Source organism: uncultured Dokdonia sp. (genome assembly GCF_947492535.1).
In the GTDB taxonomy this organism is placed as follows: Bacteria; Bacteroidota; Bacteroidia; order Flavobacteriales; family Flavobacteriaceae; genus Dokdonia.
The window spans coordinates 24,661-44,948 of record NZ_CANLNH010000014.1; the positions used below are offsets into that span (position 1 = coordinate 24,661).

Below are 20,288 nucleotides of genomic sequence, written 5' to 3' on the forward strand. Positions count from 1 at the left end.
TACTTTATTTGCCTCCGACAGCCTATACAGATACTGGGAGGTTATCAACTAAAATCAATAAATAGTAAACAATTTAGATGCTTTATTGACCAATACGGTCCATATTTGTAGCTAAGGTTTCAATAAATTTTGTGATAGGTCCTTTGATCATCATAGACATCATTGGATTAAAATCTCCTTCAAAATGTAATTGAACTTCACTCTTCGTATCTTCAATCTGAGTAATATTTCCCGTAAGGGTAAAAGGCAATTTATCACTTGCAGCACCCAGAACTACTTTAGAATGTGGAACCCCCTCTTTAAGGTCTAGTACAATTTCGGGCATTCCTTTTAATGCAAAAAGAAAACGGGTGTCGTTAATCTTTTCAAATTTTGTGTTTTCTGGCATAAGTGTTTCAAAATTTTCAACGTTCATTAAAAATTGATATACTTCTTCGGCAGATTTGTCAACTACTTTTGTTGGACTTTCTAAATTCATTTGGCTTTTTTTAATTAGGTGTTACCCCCAGTTTGCTGGATCTTTACGCCAGTTTTCTAATGTGGTTTGTTCTTCTTCTGTGATATATTTTGTGTCTGCAGCTTGCTCTAATAGGTGTGAATAATCACTAAGTGTATGTAGCGTTACGTTTGCTTCTTTAAAAGCAGCAACACTTTTTTCAAACCCATAAGTAAAAATGGCAAGCATCCCTTTTACATTTGCTCCCGCTTCTTTTAACGCATCTACTGCTTTAAGGCTACTCATGCCAGTACTGATTAAATCTTCTATAACCACTACAGAGCTACCAGATTCTAAATGCCCTTCTATTTTGTTTTGACGTCCATGTTTTTTTGCTTCAGGACGAATGTATACAAAGGGAAGGTTTAGATAATCTGCAACAAGCATACCAATACCAATGGCTCCTGTAGCTACACCAGCTATTGCGTCTGGTTTGCCATAGATTTCTTCAACTTGTTTTGCCATCTCTTGATGTAAATAGTTTCGTATAGCAGGATATGATAGCGTAATTCTATTATCACAATAAATAGGAGATTTCCATCCAGATGCCCAAGTAAAAGGGTCTTGTGGTTGTAATTTTATTGCATTAATTTGCAATAATAATTCGGCAGTTTTTTTTGCCGTTTCTTTGTCTAAAATCATACTGCAAATGTATAAAGTTTTTGTGAATGATATTCCTATAATTCTATCAACAGAAAAAGAGATTGGGAATAATTATAAATCGATTCCGCTTAAGAAGGTAAAGCTGAAGAGAATTATAAAGAAGATGATTAAAGGAGAACTCATTTATGTGAATCTTTATCATAAAAATGAAGAAAAACTTCTTAAGTTTTTAAAAAAGAAATTGCCTGTAATCGTTGCTGGTGGCGGACTCGTATATAATTCCAAAAAAGAAATCCTATTTATTTATAGAAATGGAAAATGGGATTTACCAAAAGGGAAGATTGAAAAAGGAGAAGATATCAAAACGTGTGCTGTACGAGAAGTTGAAGAAGAAACTGGAGTTTCTGGTGTTATAATCAAAAAGTTTATCACAAAAACATATCACGTCTTTAAGCGCAATGGCAAGTTTAGACTCAAAGAAACATATTGGTACGAAATGTATACCGATTATGATGGCGAATTAATTCCTCAAGAAAATGAAGGTATTAAAAAAGTAAAATGGAAAGGCTTTCAAAAAACACAACAGGCATTAGAAAAATCCTATAATAATATCAAACTTCTTTTTCCAGCAGCATATCTAACGAAGCATCCTAACGATCGGATATCGTAAGTGCGCTTTTTCATAATTAGGTGATTTTTTATGAATCCAACTTAGTTGTGCATACCAGTTTTGTGCAAAGGAAGGTTCTGCGGCTTTTTTAGCTTCAAATTCTGCTTTGATAGCTGGATTTTGATTTAAAAACTCCAAAGCTTTATCTTCCCATACATAGGGTGAGAATCCTTCTTTTTGTTGGAGAATGGTGTCAAAAAAGTTCCAGTTAAAAAAGCTATCATTGGCTTCTGGTTCTAAGGTTTCTAGTAAATAGCGTAGTCCTTTTTTATTTTTTTCTAAGAGTATCATATATCCATCTCTTGGAATGGTCACTTCTTCTTGTGTCTTTCTTACTTGAGTTCCATAATGTGGATAATGACCTTCATACGCATTTCTATAGGTTTGATAGGAGTCTATATGATATACCTCTGCCATAAATGTAGTATCCTTTTTTAACTGCTTAAATCGGATTTTATTTTCGCGTAATTTTAGAACAATATCTCGATATCCTCTCGGAATGAAATACGCTTTTGGAATACTTACTTCATTGGTAGGTTTGAAGTAGTTATAATACGTGACGTCTTTAGTAAAGGGTTTTTCACGATTGTATTTTAAACGTTGACTTCCTGTGATTTCACTGGGTATCATTTCGCCTTCGTATCCTAAAAATTGTAAGGTAGATGTTTGTGTGCTATCTATGCTGTGTGCTAGTGGGTAGGTATCCGCTTTCGCGAAAGCGTTAAAAGCATCTTTACGCAAAGCTTTGATCTTCTCTCCCTCCTGAGCCGTTACTTTCAATGCACTTTTCATCAACTCATAGGTGCCTTCTACGCGAGGTTTATACGGTTTAAGCATATGCGTTTCTACCATGAGTCCAATAGTATTCCATAAGGTTGTGTACCCCGTAGAATATCTCGGATGATCCATAAACTGACTAAACCCCTTTTCTGGTGTGCTATTAAAAACATTAACATAGGGCGTAATGTCCCAGTCTTTTGATTTTAAATCTTGTTCTAATTTTGGTTGAAAATCTTGATACGTATACTCACCTAATACACCTCCTAATTTGTTGTGCTGTGTAAATAAATGGGTAAGTGTGTACTGATAATCAGCACCATTACTTACGTGATTGTCTATAAATACATCAGGTTCTACAAGATGAAAAATCTCTGTAAATGCTTGTGAATTTTTCGTGTCATTTTTTATAAAATCACGGTTGAGGTCATAATTTTTTGCATTCCCTCTAAAGCCATAGCTCTCAGGACCATTTTGATTGGTTCTTGAGGTACTATTTCTGTTAAGTGCGCCTCCTATATTATACACAGCGATAGCGCCAACCCATGTGTTTTTAGGAGCCTCTATAGTTCCTTGTGCTAAATCACGCATAAGCATCATTGTAGCATCAATACCATCAGATTCTCCTGGGTGAATACCGTTATTAATAAGAACACGACGTACATCTTGATCTTCTGAAAATTCACTTTCTAATGTGCGATTCGGATTAAAAGTGATCAGTGTTAGAGGTTTTCCTATGTCGGTTGTTCCTACTTCATACGTTTTTATAGAAACATAGGCCTTGTCTAAATCTTGATAAAACTGTATGACCTCATCATAGGTAGGAGTTTGTGTACCGTTGCTTTTTTCAAAAATTGTAGTAAAGTCAATATTATCAGGATTATCTACAGACTTTGAACAAGAGAATAGTACTGCTATAGATAGAAGGTAAAATATGTATTTCATAAATGGTTGATTGATCTTGTGAAGATACGGAATGTGTATAATTATTTCTAAGAATTTAACGTTGCTGCCTGTAATAAGATTTAGAATAATCGCATAAAAAATCCCAAGCAATGACACTTGGGATTTTTAGATAAAAGAAGTATTCCTTTATTGCTTTATAATACGTTTTACAGCACTCGCTGTAGCAGTCTCAATTTGAACAAAATAAACGCCAGTGGCATAGGTCGAAATATTGATTTGTCTCTCAGAGATACTGTTGTTAGAAATAGATTGAATCACACGTCCATTTATATCAACAATCGTAATTTGAGTAATAGGTTCATTGCCCGTATTGGTAAGAGTAATTACATCTCTAGCTGGATTTGGGTAAATACTAATAGCATCATTTAACGTTTCGTCATCTATACCTAAAGACGACAATACCGTAATGTCAAATGTACATATAGCTGTATTTCCAGAAGCATCTGTTGCTGTCATGGTAACAGTTTGAACCGTATTTTGATCCAAAATAGTTCCTCCTATAGGGTCTTGAGTAATTGTTATAGATTCACTACAATTATCGCTAGCTATTATAGATACTGTGAAATCTTCAAGTGTTACCGTTGCATTTCCTTCTTGGTTCACTTCAAAGTCATCAAGACATCCTATAAAGAATGGTTGTGTTTCATCTACAACAGTAACATCAAATGAACAACTTAAAATAGAACCATCATTTCCTGCTACTTCATAGGTGTTGGTTGTAGTTCCAGCGGGATATACAGCACCACTTTCTAAACCTCCAGTTTGTATAGGTGCATTGGGTGTTCCTGTAGCGGTCGGGAAATCAAACATAACAATAGCATCACAAGAAGTGCCTACAAAGGCAATTTCTGCAAATCCTGTATCATCATCTCCATGATTACTCAGTACTTCTAAGCGTATAAAAGCAGCTTCTGTATCGATAAAACCAAATTGTTCAGGACCTACTGGGCCATTTTCAACTACTTGGTCAACTGTAACAGGAAAATCAGGAATAACGGTATAATTTACACCATCCGATGAAGCCGATAAGATAATTTCATTAATACCTTCTTCTCCACCACCGCCTGGACCACCTGCATTTTGATTCCATATGGCTACACCGTTAAGTATAAAGGTACCGCCTAAATCAAAATCAAAACTTCCAGTAATTTCATTATCACTTACAAAAGAGTTATTTGGTGAAGTGTCATCATGTGTTGCATTTACATCAGGGAATTCAGAAAGACCAGAACCATCTATAAGTGCTTCAGGTACTGTATTAAAACCAGGAGTGAATGTTGTGGTTACTGCAACAGGTACGATCGTAGGGTTATTAACCACTTCAATGTCTTCAGGACATAAAATAGCAAAAGAAACAAACGTCATACAGAAGTTATCTAGCGTTCCCATATCACTACTACTAAACACATCTATGATTGTTAAGGTCCAATCACCATTGATTTCTTCTCCCATAAAGGTATCTGCAAAGGTTCCTCCTTGTGGTTCAAAAGTTCCTGTAAAAGGGGGGGAAGTCGCATTGATTGGATCTCCGCCATCTTGAAAAACAGTATCAGTATAATTATTTCCGCTACCGCCATTTTCATTAGATAATATTAAAGTAGTTCCTTGAGGGGATGTTAAATTAAGATCTAAATCTCCCACAAAATCGTGTGTAATAGATAGCATTAAGCTTTCTATTGAAAATTCATTGCCTATGGTTCCGTTTTCTGCAACGGTTATGATAGAAGTCACCGTATCTCCATCATTGGATGCATCTGGATCAATTACCTGTCCTGTTGGACCACATACTGTAAACGTTTCATTAGCTAGTGAATAACGTATAGCACTTATTCCATCTAACGGTACGGGATCGTTAAATGCATATTGATATACGGTAGTTTCACTCACAACACCGATGGTTGCACTTTGTCCGTTATCAAAATCTGGGTCATCAAAAAGAACATCTTCATATACAAAAAGGATATCATTTGTTGTTTCAAAGAGAACTACTTGAAATGTAGCAGGGTCAATTTCTGTTTGGCCTGGAAAATGAGGTCTGTCTTCCCATTGGATAATCACACGTCTTGCAGGTTCTGTACCTCGTACTTCCCAATAAACATCTCCAGTTTCATCATCAAAATCATCCCAAAAAGGAACAATTCTAGGAGACTGCCCATCTAATGGTAAATTGCCAGCAAATAGGTCACCTTCGGTAACACCATATAAGATGCCTCCGTTATTTCCAATTCTTAGATCTGAAGATACTTGTCCATCTAGATTAAATTCAAAAGGAATGACAATGTTTTCTTCTCCATCATCTGTAAGGCCAAGGGCAGTACCCGTAGCGCTAATATCTTCAAAAGGAGTGGTGTCTGTATCATCTACCATAAGTTGGCCGTAGGAAGCAACATATGAGCATAACACAAAAACAAGTAGGGTAATTTTTTTCATAATATATAATAGATTTAGGTAGGATAAAACTACTGAATATTTTTAAATATGTGATATACAGTAGTACGGAAGTACTTGTTTAAGACTAAAAAAGGACTATTTGACAATAAAAATGAACAAAAGCGTATTAAAAAAAAGGGGTGTATTGTAGTACTCTAAAATCGATAGTCGTAAAGGCAGGATTTTCATTTTTTAGCTTTTTGTAAAGTGCTAGACTTCCCACAGCTCTATTAGCGGCCCCAGAAGGTGCGGTAAGAGATACTGTTTTAATCGTGCGACCAGCCCAAGCAAATGAATGAATACGAGGTACTTCGTTTGAGATGATATCTAGTTTTATGTTTTGCTCTTTTGCCTTTCGGCGAAAAAAGTATTCGGGGCCATTCTTGCTATTTCCTCCAGTGAATAATAAGGTGTCGATGTTAGGATGTTTAGCTAAGTATCCAAAAATATCCCGCAATTGAACGTTTTGCATCCCAATATCTGAGGCATCTATTTTGATTCTTTCTGAGGAAGCAACGATATCACACACGCCTATTTTTCGCGAAAGCAAAAAATGTTTACGTTGTTCAATAGCGTGATGTGTATTTTCATACACCAATCCAAGATTAAATATCTTATCTAAAATAGGCCATAACTGCCCATTACTACTTCCGTAGCAAAAGTCAACATCTTTATCGTTTAAATCACCTGTTGTAAATCTAGGCGGAGGTAAGGTGCCTACAATAATTTTAGTAGCGCCTTCTAAATTATAAGGTTCGTAGGGATGTGTATGGAGAAAAACAGACATCTATCTTAGGTACTAAGGGTATCGTATAACTTCTGAATCTCCACAAACGTGGTTTTATACAATTGTTTGTTGGGTTTGGTCATATAATCCCCTTCTGCAATTAATTCTTCAAGCAATTCTTTTGCTTCCTCTATTTTCTGAGTGTTTTTATAAAACTGAGCTAGCATAAGGCGTTCTTCATAATTTGAATAGCGCTTGTCGACTTTTTTTAGAATGATTTCGGCCTCCTCATCTCTTTTTAGTTTTGATAGCGAAAGACCATATAAAAATTGTGCTTTAGAAGTTTCAAAATCAGATTTGCCTTTAATAATTTGCGCTGTAGTAACCACATCTTCATAGGCTTCTGTATGATAATAGGCGTTTAGTAACTGTGCAGTACCATAGTAATCTTGGCTATGACTTCCCGATAGGGCATTTTTGTAATGAAGGATGGCATCTTCAAAATTGCTAAGCTCAGCGTAGGCATCGGCGAGGTCTACTCTGTTCTGAAAGGTGTCAGCAAACGCGACTTTTGCTTCTAGGTCTTTTACTTTCTTGGTGGGATTAATAACGGCTGTAATTTCTTTCTGGACAACAGCTACATCTTTCTGGGTAAATACTTGGGTGATCAAATAGACAGCAGATCCTAGGCCAGGCGCTAAAAGAATGATAAAGTACCAATAGATTTTATTGCGTGTGGTATAAGCATGATATAGGCAATATATCTGAATTCCAATAATAAGATAGTATAACATACTCCAAAAGTAGGGAAAGGGTAGCGAACTATCGTTGAATTCTTGTTACTTCTTTAAGAAGAGTAATTTCTTTTGATTTTTTTTAAAGGTAGGGTAACTATCTAATAAAAACCAACTCATTTTTATCTAAGTCAGAATGCTCTTCACTAAAGCCGTAGCCTTCATAATCAAAACCTTTTAAACCTTCTAAGGTAGTAATGTCTTTATCTATGATATAGCGTACCATCATACCTCTTGCTTTTTTAGCAAAGAATGAAATCACTTTGAGCTTATCGTTTTTGAAATCCTTAAAAATAGGCGTAATCACAGGTACTTTTAAGTTTTTAGGTTGTATGGCTTTAAAGTATTCGTTACTAGCTAGATTAATGAATAATTCATCATCTTCCAGCTCATCATTCAGATGATTGGTAAGGGTATCTCCCCAGTATTTATATAAATTGTCTTTACGCCCTACTTTTAGTTTTGTACCCATTTCCAAGCGGTAGGCTTGCATCAAATCTAAGGGTTTTAAAATCCCATACATTCCTGAGAGAATACGTAGGGTATTTTGAAGTGTATCTAATTTTTCTTCAGGTAAGCTATAAGCATTAAGACCTGTATACACATCACCATCAAAAGTATACACCGCAGGTCTTGCGTTTTCTGATGTAAAGGGCGTCGTAAAGTCAAGTGTACGTTGTTTGTTCAATTCAGCAAGTTTATCACTGATATGCATGAGCTCTCCAATGGCCTTTTTTGATTTTCGCGAAAGCGCACCATTCAACGTACTTGCATGCTCTAAAAATGCAGGTTGTGTCGCGCGTGTTGTTGGAATTTCTGATTCGAGATTTAGGGATTTGGCAGGAGAGACAACAATTTTCATCTATTCAATTTTTTTAGTAAAACTTAGCTTTGAAAAGTCTGAAAGACGCATTCAAAACAATGAGTTGAGCTAATCCCGCTTTTTGTGCGGGATCTCATAGTCAACTACTATTGATTTTTCTTCCTTTCAAAAATAAGAAATCTCAGCTTGAAAATAGACGATATTGTATAGATTGTATGTAGGTTGGTATAGAGGTAAGCTATAGATTTATGAATCGGTAATTTCGGTACACTTCCGCAGAAAAAGCAAAAGCACTCAATCAGGAGAGAAACACATATAAATAAAATCTATTCTCTTTTCTATATTCTTTTAGAGATTACTGCTGATGCGTAGCATACCCTTTCCATTTAGCAATACACGCAGTCATATCTTCTGGAATAGGTGCTTCAAAACGCATCAATTCTCCCGTAGTCGGATGAACAAAACCTAAGGTTTTTGCATGTAATGCCTGACGAGGTAATATCTTGAAACAATTATCTACAAACTGTTTGTATTTTGAAAAAGAGGTTCCTTTTAAAATAGCATTTCCTCCATAACGCTCATCATTAAATAGCGTATGACCAATGTATTTCATATGTACTCTAATTTGATGTGTACGTCCTGTTTCTAATTTACAAGCCACAAGAGTTACATAGCCCAAACGTTCTATAACTTTATAATGTGTAACCGCATGTTTTCCAAGACCTTCATCATCATCTTTGTAGACCGTATTCTGTAATCTGTTTTTTGGATGACGTCCTATATTACCTTCAATCGTACCTTCATCTTCTTCTACATTACCCCACACGATAGCTACATATTCACGTTCGGTAGACTTGTCAAAAAACTGTTTAGACAGATGTGTCATGGCATGCTCTGTCTTAGCAATTACTAAGAGTCCGCTGGTGTCTTTATCGATACGATGCACAAGTCCTGGGCGATCACTACTATTATTTGGTAAGTTATCAAAATGATAAATAAGTGCATTGATTAATGTTCCCGAATAATTACCATGCCCCGGATGCACCACCATACCAGCAGCTTTATTGACTACCAATACAGCATCATCTTCATATACAATATCTAGCGGAAGATCTTCTGGTGTTAATAAATACTCATACGGCGGATGCTCAAAAAGCACTCGCACCACATCATTTCCTTTGACTTTATAATTCTGTTTTACAACCTTTCCATTTACCTGAATGCTTCCATTTTTGGCTGCTTTCTGGATTTTGTTTCGTGTGGCATTCTCCACAAAATTCATTAAGAATTTATCTACACGTAATGGTTCTTGCCCTTCACTAGCTGTAAAACTATAATGCTCATACAACTCATCATCTTGTGGTTCAGGTCCTATAGGACTAGTTTCCTCCATCGGTATCGTTATTTTGAGAGTCGTTATCGTCACTTTGACTTGATCTATACGAACCTTTTCCGTTTCCTAATACAAGATCTATGGTAGACGTTTTTTCAAGCTGATCACCTGGCTGAATACGTTTTCCTTTGTGGTACATTTCACGTAATTCATTTTCACCGATATAATCCACAAACGTAATCTTCCCTATTTTAAAACCAAGTGATTTTAAGGTAGGTTCTGCCTGTCTACGTGTTTTACTAATCACGTTAGGAATAGTGATTTTACGATATCCCGATGGATTTAATACCAGATAAATCTGCCTGTTTTCTTTTACAAATTTATCTGCCGCCGGACTTTGCTCTATCACAGAATACTTAGGGTACTTAGGATTAAAGTTAGCACTGTCCATAATAAAATAGCGTAAATCTGCATTACTTAATTCCTGCTCTACCACATCAAGTGTCATTCCTTTAAGATCAGGTACTGCAATACGTTGGTCATGATTTGTAGTGCCACCTAACCACCATTTTACAATAAAGATAAAGGCAACAAGAATCAATACCGCAAGACCTAGTTGTTTTAAGAAAGTCTTACTAAACAGAAAACGAAATATACTCATAAGGTTATTAGGTTAGTTTGGCAAAGATATAAAATTGACTGCCTTTTGATAGCCCACTTTGTATCTAGTATTTTTGATATTCAAAATAAGAACGTAAATAACTGAATTTTCTTTTAACACGTCTCTATAAATTATACTATTTTTAGGTTATCATTTTATATACGTGTAAAATAGTATAAACTCTTCTTTTATGTCAAAAAATGTTGCCGTCCTCATGGGAGGATATAGCACTGAGTATGAAATCTCTATTCAGAGTGGTACGACTGTGATGAATGCTTTGGATACTCAAAAATATACACCTTATGCCGTACATATCTTAAAAGATAAATGGGTATGTATCTATGAAAACGAAGAGTTTTATATGGATATGGGTGAGTTTAGTGTATTACTCCCTTTCGGGAAAGTATATTTTGATGTATGTTATAATACCATTCATGGCACACCTGGAGAAGATGGAGAAATCCAAGCCTACCTTAAAATTATGGGCATCCCACAAACCAGTTGTGATTTCTATCAAAGCGCATTGACATTTAATAAAAGAGATACCCTAAGTGTACTTCGTCCATACGGGATTGATATGGCGCAATCGGTGTATGTCAATAAAGGAGATGTGGTGGATGACGCTTTCGCGAAAGCAATAAAAGAACGTATCCAATTTCCTTGTTTCGTAAAACCTAACCGAGCAGGATCTAGCTTCGGAATTAGCAAAATTTATAATGAAAAAGGATTTGTGCCCGCCTTAGAGAAAGCCTTTGCCGAAGACAACGAAGTCCTTATCGAATCTTTCTTAAGTGGCACTGAAGTCTCTGTAGGTGTATGTACCTATCAAGGAAAAACCAAAGTATTACCCGTATGCGAAATCGTGTCAGAAAATGACTTCTTTGATTACCAAGCCAAATACGAAGGCAAATCTCAAGAAATCGTTCCCGCACGGTTAAGTGACAATCAAACGCAAAGTGTACAATCCTTAACGGGAGCTATTTATGAAGTATTAAAACTGAAAGGTATCTGCCGTATAGACTTTATCTTCCATAATGGAAAACCACATTTTGTAGAAGTCAATTCCAACCCAGGACTCTCTCCAGAAAGTATCATCCCAAGACAAGCCAAAGCCGCAGGTATTTCCTTGACAGATTTGTTAGGAAGTGCTATTGAGTCGGCGATGGGATAGTCTTTAGTTTTTAGTCGGTAACTATTAGTCGGCGATCGGTTGTGTCATTGATATAGGTTGCTTTTAATGCTTACAGGAAGCATTCCTTCCTAAGAAGGCGTTGTGCTGAGCTTGTCGAAGTAAGGGTTAGGGAGGTGTGAAAACTCCTCGTTGATTACTTTAACTATCAAAAAAGTGCTTACTCAACTTTAACACACCTCTTACTCCTCTCTCTAGAGGGGAAACTCAATTCTTTACTTCAATAAGTTGAGCTAATTCTACTTTTCAGCGGGATCTTGGTTTAATACCTCGACCCGTGGGTCGATTCCTTTTATTGGGTCTAGGGCTTACTCTGGAGTTTAATACCTTTCATTTAAGTGATTTAGATAATTGTGTGTAGTAATTTAGATGTTAGAAAACTTTTAAGAAAAAATATACCTAAATAATCTACTAGGAATAATTACAGTTTTGCGCTTTTATTGAAACATTTTTTATACTAGAATAATAAATAAATACCATTCCTAAAATTCGTATTTTTAAGGCATGAGAAGAGCAGTATTTCCAGGGTCTTTTGATCCCATTACAATGGGACATTATGATATTATAGAACGTGGTGTCACATTATTTGATGAAGTGATCTTAGCCATAGGCGTGAATTCCGCAAAAAAGTATATGTTTTCATTAGAACAGCGTTTAAAATTTCTAGAAGAAACATTTAAAGATGAGCCTAAAATCAAAGTGATGAGTTACAAAGGACTTACGGTTGATTTTTGTAAACAACAAGATTCAGAGTTTATCTTACGCGGTCTTCGTAATCCTGGAGATTTTGAGTTTGAAAAAGCGATCGCGCATACCAACAGAAAGCTCTCAGGAATTGAAACGGTCTTCTTACTGACGTCTTCTGGTAAAAGCTATATATCTTCTTCTATTGTACGAGACGTTATTCGTAATGGTGGAGATTGCTCAGATTTAGTACCTGCGATTGTTCGTCCTTGTGCCAATGATATTTGGGTGAAAGAACATCAAGGGAAGTAGTAAAATAAATAGATAAGACATTATAAAAGTCCTGATGAATACTATTCATCAGGACTTTTTAATAAGGTGTGCTTAAAATAATGAATTCAATTTCTTCAATTCATTTTGTAAATCTTTAATAGTATATTTCTTAAACTCTAAATCTAACTCCTCTAAACGATCAGTGGTTACATTTTTGATAGCCAATTGATATTGATTATCTACAATTTTTATAGCAATAAGTGCTACTTCTTCTCCTTTAGGAACATCTCCAAAACTAAAACCATCTTGAGTGGGAAGACCTGATAAAATGGAACGCATACTTTTGAAGACTATTTTTACATCGGTACCATCACTATCTTTAATTTTGATCTTGTATTTAATTTTAGGAGCAGTACTTCGTATAAAACGATCACAGTTAATCCAACCCAACCGAGAAGCGTTAAATAAATAATTGGTTGCTCCAGCTTGTCTAGGGACTAATCGTGCAAATTGTCTATCTGGAATTTGAGTTTCATCCCATCGTTTCCGAATCACATTACCACCTCTTGTAATAGAATCAGTAGGTAATATCGTAAACCCTGAAGCTGGATCTTCTATTACAGCTTTACGTATAAAAACATAACGTTCTCCTTTTATTCTTCGCTCTTGAATCAGTCGTTTCTTTTTATAGTTTTCATATCGGTCTATAAAAGCCGTATCAACTTTTGCATTCTTGTTATGTAGTATTTCTTTGATATCTTCTATCACTGTGCGAACACCATAAAATACAGTGTCATTAACAACAGAAGATACCAATACGTTACTTATCGTATCCATAGTACGAGTACCTCTTCTACGATTAGTTGCTGACCCTTCAAATTTGGCAAAGATAGGTAAGGAATAGAGTGTGTTTACAGGGATACCTCTTTGTTTTCCGGGAGATAATCTAGGAACCAATTCTAATACTCTTTCTACTTCTTCTTGAATACCTGGGAAAGCAGGTCTGGAACTAATATTAGTAATGTCTCCGTTGGTATTGATCGTAAATGAAGTGAAGATTCGAAGTACATTATTTACACTTAATTGTTCAAAATTATCAGCATTAAAATTTTTCTGTACTATACGTTGAAATATGTTGGATACACATTCTTTTGTCTCTTCTTTAGATCTATTTTGGCATTCAGGAAATGAAGGAATTTGTTGAATAATGGCAAAAGGAACATTTACAATTTCTTCTAGTAATTCATCCACTTCAACAACTTCTGAAGGGGTATCCAGCAACCAATTAATACCTTGTTCTGTTTCTTGACCAATGAATAACTGCATGTCGTCTTTTTTGTTCTCCGTAGGGATTTCTATAGCGATATCTTTATCGAGTTCTAATACTTGTTCTCCAGAACGAGCTTCTAAAAATAGCATACCTCCAGTCTCTAATAATTGGTCATTAGATGTTGTCGTAAGATTTGCTAAGAGGATATCTGATACTTGGTAGTATTCTGTTACTTCTAATTTGATGGTTCCTGTAGCAAGTTGATCCGTTCCAAGATAGATAAAGGAATTGGCTTTAACCCTTAATTTTGTTCCTTCTTTACATATGATAATAGTATCTCTCTGTGTATTTATAGTATGTATTTCAGGATTTTTCTTTGATACTGTATATAATGAATTAAAACGCTTAGTTTCCTTAGTATACAATGATGTATCTATGCTTTTTTGATCAATAATAGAACTATCGTTAGTTTCTATGTTCTTTGTATCGGTAGTAAGATCACTACTTTGAACACGTATTCCAGTGGTAGATTTCTCTTCTTCTTGGATGTTATATTGTCCTTGAATTGTTGTGGTTGGCGTTGAGGTTTGTGTCGTATCTTCTTTAGAAATCAAACTATAAATCCCTATAGAAAGACCAATAACTCCTACAGTAATTGCCAGATATTTGATCCACTTTGTTTGAAGATATCCTTTATAAGCTGCTTGAATTTCTTGTTTTAATTCAATGCGTTCTATACCTCCTAAAAAGGTTAAGTGCTCATCGTACAAGGCTTTAAATTCAAGGTCAGTTTCTAATTGCTGCTCAAACGCTTGTATTTCCTCTTTAGATAAGGTACCGTTTATATATTGATTAATGCGTTCTATGTTTTGTATGTACTTTTCCATGATGCTACGAATTAAGATTGAACCGTTTTGTAGTTGGTTTTAAAGATGTCTTTTGCTTTTTGTAAGCATTTATACTTCTGGTTTTTTGCAATTTTTTCAGATTTAAATTGCATCATTTGAGCAATGACCTTAAAGGATACAGCTCTGTGATAAAACAGTTGTAATAATTCTTGACATCGTTCTCCTAATTCGAGAAACGCTTTTTCTGCATATTGAAACTTTTTCTCTTCCAATATGCTGTGGAATGTATCCACTTCTTCAGGTTTTAATACGTGTAATTCTTGTTTTGAATATTGTTTTTGAGTATCCTTCCAGATAAATCGAGATACAGCATAGATATAGGTGTAAAAAGAAGACGTTAGTTTAAAATCAGATTTCTCTAGATTCTTACTAAGAATAATTAATGCCTCTTGAAATACATCTTGCGCATCGTTTTTAGACCCACCCTTAGAAAGCACTAACTTCTCAATTCTTGGGTAGAGACTATATAATTTTTGAAATGCCTTATCTCGCTGACCATTTTTAAAAAGCATCATTATTTTTTGATCACTCATAAAAGTATGTTTTACTTATTAATGGTCATTTTGTGAAAAGGTCTCCTCAATTTTATGAATTATTTTTAAAAATAGTTGATTAACAATAGTCATACCTATTTATTCGTCAAAATCAATACTAACAGGACTATGATCACTGAGTGCCGTCCAATCTTGATGATCTCCTACATATACATTTTGTAATTTCTTGAGGAGATTTTGAGAAACAAAACAATAATCTAGATGATAGGGACGCCCTATTTGTTTATAAAGATAAAAGGTAGGGTCTTTTTCTTTGCCTTGTAATTGATTATGAAAATGATGATAGGTACTTTCTATTCCTAATCGAGAAAGATAAGCGACTACATTTGAGTGATTAGATGCTCGGTTGGGTTTATCCCAAAAGGTATTGCTATTAAAATCTCCAACAAGAAGTAAGTTATCTAATGATAGTAGATCTGTATAATAGTTGATGGCTTTCCAAATATGAATGCCATAATTGTCATTAGAATTTGGTTTTTGCGCCCAAATAGCAAGCAATGTATACGTGTTTTTAGTATTAGAAATTTGTAGAGGAACTACAAAGCGAAAATCTGTATTATGGTCAGGAAGTGATGATATCGTATAATCTCCATAGGTAAAAACGCCTAATCCTTTGTGGGGATTATCTCCAAACCAAAAAGAGTCATTCGGTTTCTGTATTTCGTCTTTAAAGATTAATTTATCAAGCCGTTCACATTCTTGAATAATGACTATATCAGGATTTTTGGAAAGTAAGGCGTGTGCCTTTTTTCGATATGCCATATTACAATTCCAAGTACTAATTTTCACACCTATGGATTAAAACGATCAATAAAATCAGTAAAGGATTTGATGAAATGAAGGCGTGGTGTTTCCAAGAATGCAGCATGATCTCCTCCAGAAATGACAACCCAGCTTTTATCTTTTGTTTTTAATTGCGTAAAAAGGGTTGCTTGTTTATTTGTTGGACCAATAGGGTCTTCGGCTCCTTGTACTACTAATACAGGTATATTGATAACTGCAGGATCAATCTGGTTATACTCATTTTGTTGTTTCCAATCTACTCGAATCGGATCTGCTTCTAGCGCCATTTTCACGTAAGTGTCCACAGCATTTTTACTGATAGATCCAGGAATGATAAAATCACTGGCAGCAGCTTCGGCAGTATTAACTCTTTTTTCTAATGCAATATCAGTAGGGTCTTCTGGAATTACAGTATTAATATCTAACCAAAAGCCAAATAGAGTCAAACTCGCAATATGCGTATCGTCTTTTTGAGTCGCTAGTAACGAAAGGGTAGAACCCATAGACCAGCCAAATAAATGTACTTTTTGATTCTTGTTTTGAGTAGAAATCCATTGTAATACAGTATTGATGTCTTGGGCTGCTTTGAGAGGTGTATTCCATTCACTAGCATCTCTTGGTGTTGCTCCATATCCGCGTAAGTCAATAGCATAGGTGGTATATCCTTGTTCGATCATTCCATCCATTAAGGAAAGATCTTCGCCCTCTACTTGTAAATCAAAATCAGGAACCCCGCTCCAAGTACGCCCATGAACAAAAAGAATAACGCCTTTAGAATCGGGCGCTTTTTTCTCCCATACAGTCATTGGGTGTCCTTCTGAAGGAACAGTGTGTTGTATAAGCTGGTTTTTTACAATAGTCGTTGTTGTATTTGTAGGGGTTACTTCTTTTTTACAAGAAATAATAACTAGCGTACAAATAAGAAAAATGATTTTAAGGATGGTTTTCATATATAATGTATTTTTAACTGTTATCCAGCAATTTCTTCCAGTGCTTTTACTAAATAATCAATGTCTTTCTTGGTAATAAAAATGGCAAAAGAAATCCGAACGCCATTTAAACCAAATGTACTCATTGGGCGTGTATCTATGCCATATTTTTCTGAAAGTTGTTTTTTAACATCTTGCACATTCGTACTCACAATTTCTACCGTTTGTATAGCACAAGATAAATTATCATGTGCAGGAGTTCTAAATTTGAAAGCAGGATTGTCTTTCAGTTTGTTTTTAAAATAATGTTTTAGTTCATACGATCGTTGTGTGATTTTTTCTTTACCAATGTTCGTATGGAAATCTATGGCAGCACCAAGTCCTAAGTATTCAGGTAAATTCCGTGTATTATAATTCTCAAGACGTCGTATGCTGGTATCATCGTGTCCATAAGCAACTACGAGTGGTTTTAAATATTGCTGGCTTTCTTGTTTTGCGTAAAATACACTTATGCCTTTCGGCGAAAAAAGCCACTTGTGGGCACTTGCTGTATAAAAATCACATCCTAAGTCGTGAAGGTCTATCGAAAACATACCCGAGCCTTGCGCTCCGTCTACAGCGACTAGAATTCCTCTTTTATGTGCCATTTCTGAAATCTCCTTTACTGGTAAAATCATACCATTTGTATTTACAATATGACACATAGAGATTACTTTCGTTTTAGGAGTAATCGCATTTCTATACACAGCAACAATATCCTCAACAGTTTCTGGAAGTATAGGAAGTACAGGACGTACTAATTGAACTCCTTTAGATTCTTGCCATACTTTCCAAGGAATCGTGCCGCTATGATGTTCATGATCGGCAAGGATGACCTCATCTCCAAGCTGCAAATCAAAACTACGGGCAATAAGATTCATTCCTTCTGTTGTGTTATGCGTAATGGCAATTTCTTCTTTTGATACAGAAAACAAATCAGCTACTTTTTGGCGAACGACTTCTTTTTTATCACTCCATCCGCCCCACATATATTTAGAAGGGAATGCATCTAAAGTTGCCCTAAATGTATTGGTAGCTTCTTGTACTGGAATAGGAGAAGGACCTAAAGAGGCATTGTTAAAATAATGAAGTCCGTCCGCAAAGACAAACTGTTTTTTGACCGTTTCCCAGAAAACTTCCGAATCATCAGAATGATCTAATGAAGGAACTGCGTTTTTATCGTTAGAATTAGAAGCCGTTGCCGTATATGAAGGCAATAAAGTAACTCCCGTAATTCCAGCAACTAATTGTTTTACAAAAGACCGACGACGATTATTTTTCATAAAAGATTGATTTGTCTAACCTGGATTATGCAATAGAACTTCGTTATGAGGGTTGAAACAGCAATAAAATATAGCGTTTTCTAGGTTTTAGCATAGCATCGCTATGGTTAAACTTAAAAATGTAGCGCAGCGATATATTTTACAGCAGTTTCAAGACGGAATAGATTTTCTATTGCATAATGCAGGTTTAAGTATTTATACTAAGATAGCACCCTCGATACTAATAACGTATACGCTTTCGCGAAAGCGTATAAAAACCAATTTCAAAGGTATGCTGTTTAGAAGGTAACTTAATTATTCTATATCGTAGGTAAGATACGCAGAAACCATCCAATAATTATTTTCAGTATCCGTAGCAACTTGCGCTTCTGGAATGGCAATACTCAAGGTATGTTTACCCGCTGTTACATTTTCTAAAGAAATGACCTCTGGTATGACATCACTTCCTGGACACCAATTAGAACGTGAGAAGTCTGAAGATGCTATCTGTTGTGTAGAAGTCTCACCTTCCATAATTTTATTTGCAGGCCACGTCGCCGAGGTTGGATTAAAACGCCTAAAACTCGCACAATCATCTCTCCAAGGAATAAATGATTTAATCGTTGTTCCATCTAGCGAAATAACATTTTCTTTCTTTACAAATTCATCACCGCCTCCATGACCGCCATGACCTGTGGTGATATAGTGCAGTTTTATATTTTTAAACGACGCATCTATCGAAAAGTCTACGGTAAGTGTGTTTTTAGAAAAGGCATCAAATAATCGTTGCCCTGAGGCATATTTGGTTGTATTGACTAGTGGTAAAACCTCTTGTTTTTTTGCAATGTGATTGGGAAAATCACTTTCGTCAAAATCTAAAGAAACTGAGATGTTATACCCTTCTTTTGTCCATGTATCAATGTATACGCCTATATACACCTCATCTTGTAAAAGAGGTAAGAGATGTGATATATCTTCTGACCAAGAAACTTCTTCCTCCCAATGTGGAATATAAATAGGCTTACGATCTTTTACACGTTCGCTATCTGTAAAATGCCCAACACCAAAAGGTGTCATAAATCGTAGTAACTCTACATTAGGTCTGTATTTTGTACTGTCTTTTGTGAAAGCAGTAACGGCAGGATATGTTTCTTAAAGTTGAGAGAGCTCATAATTACTATTCTCAAAATCTAATAAAGAAATATCTGTATCTGTTGGAATAACAAACAAAGAACCTGATTTATCCCAAGGATCTCCATGAGAAGTTAAGGACACATTCACGGTAGCTTTTGTGTGTAGTACATAGCTTGGAACGGTTACTTTTTTAAGAATAACACGTCCTGCATCCAAGCGTAAAATGCTATCCTGTATAGGTGATGGTCCAGACTTAAAAGCCATATCAAAATATAGATTCGTATCCTCAAATACATGTATTGTTCTATCTCCTAATGGTTCGGTATTAGCTTGCTTACAGGAAAAGAATACGAAGAATAAAGCCATGCTTAGAAGGAATTGTGTTTTCATATAGTGTATTTAGCGATTTGTTTGTATTTGATTTCTCCAACCTCTTTTTTCGAGATTTCGTACATTATGAAGATCTTTAAGAGATTTAAGATATGTTGAAAGTAATTGCAATTCTTGATCATCTTGATTTCCTTCAAATGGATTGATATATATAGCATTGCCAAAATTATCTCTTGTTTTTTCAGGAGAATCATCTACAATAAGCATGCGTTCTATTGCATATCCTTGCTTCTTTACTTTCTTAAGACGCTTTTCGTGAACATAGGTGTCTAAGTTATAATCTCTTCTTGTTGTGCAACGTGATCTTCCCCAAACGAATGTGAAATCTACAAATGGAGGTTTTATTCTAGCAACAATTTCTTCTACATATCTATCATCTGCAGATGACCATATAGCTATATCAAAATCGGTGCTAATTGCCCTTAGAAATTCTTCTAAGTAAGGTCTTTTATATATAAAATAGTCGGCATACCTAAAACTGTACGGAATCTCCAAGGGAGTTTCTGTGGCATGTATTAAAGTCTCATCGAGATCTAATATGAGTACTATGTTATTTGAAGTTTTCAGGAATTAACAAGCTACTAATTGTTTTT

20 protein-coding genes and 1 pseudogene are annotated in these 20,288 nt (G+C 35.4%); 4 read left to right on the forward strand and 17 right to left on the reverse strand.

Features of this window, described 5'->3' with window-relative positions:
• Window positions 1-82: 82 nt before the first annotated feature.
• The gene (locus Q1A60_RS16680; RefSeq protein WP_299767621.1) at window positions 83-478 is read right to left on the reverse strand and encodes an SRPBCC family protein; all 396 of its coding nucleotides are present in this window, start codon (window positions 476-478) and stop codon (window positions 83-85) included.
• 21 nt (window positions 479-499) lie between these two features.
• On the reverse strand, window positions 500-1,138 hold the full coding sequence (pyrE, locus tag Q1A60_RS16685; protein WP_299767620.1) for an orotate phosphoribosyltransferase: 639 nt from the start codon (window positions 1,136-1,138) through the stop codon (window positions 500-502).
• A 7-nt stretch (window positions 1,139-1,145) separates the two neighbouring features.
• Between pyrE and Q1A60_RS16690 the strand changes: the two genes are divergently transcribed.
• The gene (locus Q1A60_RS16690) at window positions 1,146-1,769 is read left to right on the forward strand and encodes an NUDIX hydrolase (RefSeq protein ID WP_299767619.1); all 624 of its coding nucleotides are present in this window, start codon (window positions 1,146-1,148) and stop codon (window positions 1,767-1,769) included.
• Here Q1A60_RS16690 and Q1A60_RS16695 read toward each other — a convergent pair.
• The 7 genes from Q1A60_RS16695 to Q1A60_RS16725 form a co-directional block, all read right to left on the reverse strand.
• Entirely contained in the window at window positions 1,737-3,491 is a 1,755-nt protein-coding gene (locus Q1A60_RS16695) for a M14 family metallopeptidase (protein WP_299767618.1), read from the reverse strand. The genes Q1A60_RS16690 and Q1A60_RS16695 overlap by 33 nt on opposite strands.
• Before the next feature lie 147 nt (window positions 3,492-3,638).
• Window positions 3,639-5,942 carry a T9SS type A sorting domain-containing protein gene (locus Q1A60_RS16700; protein WP_299767617.1) on the reverse strand — a complete coding sequence of 768 codons (2,304 nt, stop codon included), beginning with the start codon at window positions 5,940-5,942 and terminating at the stop codon, window positions 3,639-3,641.
• A gap of 127 nt (window positions 5,943-6,069) precedes the next feature.
• On the reverse strand, window positions 6,070-6,729 hold the full coding sequence (locus tag Q1A60_RS16705; protein ID WP_299767616.1) for a uracil-DNA glycosylase family protein: 660 nt from the start codon (window positions 6,727-6,729) through the stop codon (window positions 6,070-6,072).
• A 5-nt stretch (window positions 6,730-6,734) separates the two neighbouring features.
• Window positions 6,735-7,463, reverse strand: a complete 729-nt coding sequence (locus tag Q1A60_RS16710; protein WP_299767615.1) for a tetratricopeptide repeat protein — start codon at window positions 7,461-7,463, stop codon at window positions 6,735-6,737.
• Window positions 7,464-7,560: 97 nt separating this feature from the next.
• Complete coding sequence (gene yaaA / locus Q1A60_RS16715) at window positions 7,561-8,325, reverse strand: peroxide stress protein YaaA (RefSeq protein WP_299767614.1); 765 nt, start codon at window positions 8,323-8,325, stop codon at window positions 7,561-7,563.
• Between the two features lie 316 nt (window positions 8,326-8,641).
• Window positions 8,642-9,679: an RluA family pseudouridine synthase gene (locus Q1A60_RS16720; protein WP_299767613.1), complete on the reverse strand. Its 1,038-nt coding sequence runs from the start codon at window positions 9,677-9,679 to the stop codon at window positions 8,642-8,644.
• Window positions 9,666-10,280, reverse strand: coding sequence for a PASTA domain-containing protein (locus tag Q1A60_RS16725; protein ID WP_299767612.1), 615 nt, complete (start codon window positions 10,278-10,280; stop codon window positions 9,666-9,668). Before Q1A60_RS16725 ends, Q1A60_RS16720 begins: the two co-directional genes overlap by 14 nt.
• A 190-nt stretch (window positions 10,281-10,470) precedes the next feature.
• Between Q1A60_RS16725 and Q1A60_RS16730 the strand changes: the two genes are divergently transcribed.
• Both Q1A60_RS16730 and coaD read left to right on the forward strand, forming a co-directional pair.
• Window positions 10,471-11,451, forward strand: a complete 981-nt coding sequence (locus Q1A60_RS16730) for a D-alanine--D-alanine ligase (RefSeq protein ID WP_299767611.1) — start codon at window positions 10,471-10,473, stop codon at window positions 11,449-11,451.
• Window positions 11,452-11,973: 522 nt separating this feature from the next.
• On the forward strand, window positions 11,974-12,465 hold the full coding sequence (coaD, locus tag Q1A60_RS16735) for a pantetheine-phosphate adenylyltransferase (protein ID WP_299767610.1): 492 nt from the start codon (window positions 11,974-11,976) through the stop codon (window positions 12,463-12,465).
• A 72-nt stretch (window positions 12,466-12,537) separates the two neighbouring features.
• Here coaD and Q1A60_RS16740 read toward each other — a convergent pair whose 3' ends face one another.
• The 5 genes from Q1A60_RS16740 to Q1A60_RS16760 all read right to left on the reverse strand — a co-directional run bounded on the left by Q1A60_RS16740 (window position 12,538) and on the right by Q1A60_RS16760 (window position 18,192).
• Window positions 12,538-14,583 (reverse strand): hypothetical protein, encoded by a 2,046-nt coding sequence (locus Q1A60_RS16740; RefSeq protein WP_299767609.1) that lies wholly within the window; start codon window positions 14,581-14,583, stop codon window positions 12,538-12,540.
• A gap of 11 nt (window positions 14,584-14,594) precedes the next feature.
• Entirely contained in the window at window positions 14,595-15,137 is a 543-nt protein-coding gene (locus tag Q1A60_RS16745) for a sigma-70 family RNA polymerase sigma factor (RefSeq protein ID WP_299767608.1), read from the reverse strand.
• Window positions 15,138-15,236: 99 nt separating this feature from the next.
• Window positions 15,237-15,947, reverse strand: coding sequence for an endonuclease/exonuclease/phosphatase family protein (locus Q1A60_RS16750; RefSeq protein ID WP_299767607.1), 711 nt, complete (start codon window positions 15,945-15,947; stop codon window positions 15,237-15,239).
• A gap of 2 nt (window positions 15,948-15,949) precedes the next feature.
• Window positions 15,950-16,891, reverse strand: coding sequence for an alpha/beta hydrolase (locus tag Q1A60_RS16755; RefSeq protein WP_299767606.1), 942 nt, complete (start codon window positions 16,889-16,891; stop codon window positions 15,950-15,952).
• A 20-nt stretch (window positions 16,892-16,911) separates the two neighbouring features.
• Window positions 16,912-18,192, reverse strand: coding sequence for an aminotransferase class V-fold PLP-dependent enzyme (locus tag Q1A60_RS16760; RefSeq protein ID WP_299767605.1), 1,281 nt, complete (start codon window positions 18,190-18,192; stop codon window positions 16,912-16,914).
• 103 nt (window positions 18,193-18,295) lie between these two features.
• Here Q1A60_RS16760 and Q1A60_RS16765 point away from each other — a divergent pair, with 103 nt between their 5' ends.
• Window positions 18,296-18,481, forward strand: a complete 186-nt coding sequence (locus Q1A60_RS16765; protein ID WP_299767604.1) for a hypothetical protein — start codon at window positions 18,296-18,298, stop codon at window positions 18,479-18,481.
• Between the two features lie 5 nt (window positions 18,482-18,486).
• Here the strand turns inward: Q1A60_RS16765 and Q1A60_RS16770 are convergent, their stop codons facing one another.
• The 3 genes and pseudogenes from Q1A60_RS16770 to Q1A60_RS16780 form a co-directional block, all read right to left on the reverse strand.
• Window positions 18,487-19,062, reverse strand: a complete 576-nt coding sequence (locus tag Q1A60_RS16770; RefSeq protein WP_300008046.1) for a peptide-N-glycosidase F-related protein — start codon at window positions 19,060-19,062, stop codon at window positions 18,487-18,489.
• A pseudogene (locus Q1A60_RS16775) lies at window positions 19,054-19,695 on the reverse strand (PNGase F N-terminal domain-containing protein); the annotation flags it as partial. The pseudogene Q1A60_RS16775 and the gene Q1A60_RS16770, both read right to left, overlap by 9 nt.
• Before the next feature lie 9 nt (window positions 19,696-19,704).
• Window positions 19,705-20,262 carry an HAD family hydrolase gene (locus tag Q1A60_RS16780; RefSeq protein ID WP_300008048.1) on the reverse strand — a complete coding sequence of 186 codons (558 nt, stop codon included), beginning with the start codon at window positions 20,260-20,262 and terminating at the stop codon, window positions 19,705-19,707.
• Window positions 20,263-20,288: the final 26 nt, after the last annotated feature.